The sequence below is a fragment of the Bradyrhizobium sp. genome, assembly GCF_019244115.1.
Taxonomy (GTDB): domain Bacteria; phylum Pseudomonadota; class Alphaproteobacteria; order Rhizobiales; family Xanthobacteraceae; genus Bradyrhizobium.
Genome location: NZ_JAFATE010000690.1, coordinates 1 through 2,317, shown reverse-complemented (window position 1 = coordinate 2,317; position 2,317 = coordinate 1). Strand labels below are relative to the sequence as shown.

Here is a 2,317-nt window from a genome sequence, read left to right as displayed (position 1 = left end):
AATTATCGCGGCAGCGCGGGGGCTGCGAACCTCACCGCGGCGGAAGCCGACAAATCCGGCCGGCTGGTCATCGAGGCCAAGAACGTTTCGAAAGCTTTTGGCGATCGCACCATCGTCGACGGCTTTTCAATCCGCATCCAGCGCGGTGATCGCGTCGGTATCATCGGGCCGAACGGCGCGGGCAAGACCACGCTGGTCAACCTGTTGAGCGGCGCCGATGCACCCGACGGCGGCACGGTCCGGCTCGGCGTCAATCTGGAGATGGCGACGCTCGACCAGCATCGCGAAAGCCTCGATCCCAAATCGACTCTGTCGGAAGCGCTGACCGGCGGGCGCGGCGACCATGTCATGGTTGGCGGCAAGGCAAAGCATGTCGTCAGCTACATGAAGGATTTTCTGTTCGCGCAGGAGCAGATGCGGACGCCGCTCGAAGCGCTCTCCGGCGGCGAGCGCGGCCGGCTGATGCTGGCGCGCGCGCTGGCAAAGCCGTCCAACCTGCTGGTGCTGGACGAGCCGACCAACGATCTCGATCTCGAAACGCTCGACGTGCTGGAGGAGATGCTCGGCGACTACGAGGGCACGGTGATCCTGATCAGCCACGACCGCGACTTTCTCGACCGCGTCGTGACCTCGGTGATCGCGCCTGACGGAGCCGGCCGCTGGATCGAATATGCCGGCGGCTACAGCGACATGCTGGCGCAGCGCGGCGCCGACCTGAAGCGCGAGCCGGTGAAGGCCGTTGCGGCTGAACCGAAGCCGGAACCGAAGATTCAGGTCCCGGCCAGCACGCCGAACCGCAGGCTCTCGTTCAACGAAAAACACGCGCTGGAGACGCTGCCGAAGACAATCGCAGCCCTGCAAACCGAAATCGCCAGGCAGCAGCGCCTGCTTGACGATCCCGATCTCTACCGCAGAGATCGCAAGGCGTTCGATGCGGCATCGCAGGCGATTGCGGTTGCGCAACAGGAACTGACGGCCGCGGAAGACCGCTGGCTCGAGCTCGAAGTGCTTCGTGAAGAGATTGAGAGGGCCTGACCAATGACCACGCCGCTTGCCGCAAAAATCGCCCGGGAATACGGCACCCCCTGCGCCGTGATCGACATGGACCGGGTCGAACGCAACATCGCGCGGGTGCAGGCGACCTGCGATGCGGCCGGCGTCGCCAACCGCCCGCATATCAAGACGCACAAGAGTCCTGTTCTCGCGCAGATGCAGATCACAGCCGGCGCGCAGGGCATCACCTGCCAGAAGATCGGCGAAGCCGAGGTGATGGCGGAGGCCGGCATCGACAATATCCTGATCAGCTACAATCTGATCGGCGAGGAGAAGATGGCGCGGCTCGGCGCCCTGCAGGGCAAGGCAGAGGTGACGGTCGCCGCCGACAATGCGACCGTGATCGAGGGCCTGCCGCAGGCGGCTGCGATCTCGGGCCGCACGCTGTCGGTCGTGGTCGAATGCGATACGGGACGCAAGCGCGCCGGCGTCGAGACGCCGGCCGAGGCAATCGCGCTGGCGCGCCAGATCGCGGCGTCAAAAGCGCTGCGCTTTGCCGGCTTCATGCTCTATCCGACCGAGACGGGCTGGGGAGAGGCGCAGAAATTCTATGATGAGGCGCTGGCCGGCGTGCGCGAACACGGACTCGACGCCGCGATGGTGTCGACCGGCGGGTCGCCCAACCTGAAGAATCTCGGCAAGCTGAAGGGCGCCACCGAACATCGGCCGGGGACCTATATCTACAACGACCGTATGCAGGTCGCCGCCGGCGTCGCGACGCTGGATAATTGCGCGCTGACGATCTATTCGACTGTCGTGAGCCGCGCCGCGCCCGAGCGCGGCATCCTCGACGCCGGCTCGAAAACGCTGACGTCGGATACCGGTGGACTCGATGGCCATGGCCTGATCCTCGAGCATCCCGAGGCAAAGATCGCGCGCTTTGCCGAGGAACACGGCTTTCTCGATCTCACCCGCAGCAACACGCGGCCAAAGGTCGGCGATGTCGTGCGCATCGTGCCCAATCACGTCTGCGTCGTCGTCAACATGATGGACGAAGTGGTTATGGTGCGCGGCGATGAGATTTTGGGCGTGCTGCCGGTCGCAGCGCGCGGCAAGCTGCGCTGACCAGCTTGTAGGTGGGTAAAGCGACTTGTCCGCCGAAGCGCCAACAAGCGAAGGCGGAAGCGAAGCCCACCATTCTTTCCGCAAGGCGCGATGGTGGGTTACGCCTTCGGCTAACCACCCTACGATTGATGCAGCCACTTCAGCGCGCCCTGTCCCGCCGCCGCTCCGGTCGCAAAGCTGGCTTGCAGCAGATAACCAC

2 protein-coding genes are annotated in these 2,317 nt (G+C 64.8%); both read left to right on the top strand.

The genetic code is table 11. The features are described 5' to 3' along the window. On the top strand, positions 1-1,035 hold a 1,035-nt coding region (locus JOZ76_RS29930; protein WP_291704875.1), incomplete at its 5' end, for an ATP-binding cassette domain-containing protein. Positions 1,036-1,038: 3 nt separating this feature from the next. Beyond that, positions 1,039-2,118, top strand: a complete 1,080-nt coding sequence (locus tag JOZ76_RS29925) for a D-TA family PLP-dependent enzyme (protein WP_291704874.1) — start codon at positions 1,039-1,041, stop codon at positions 2,116-2,118. Positions 2,119-2,317: the final 199 nt, after the last annotated feature.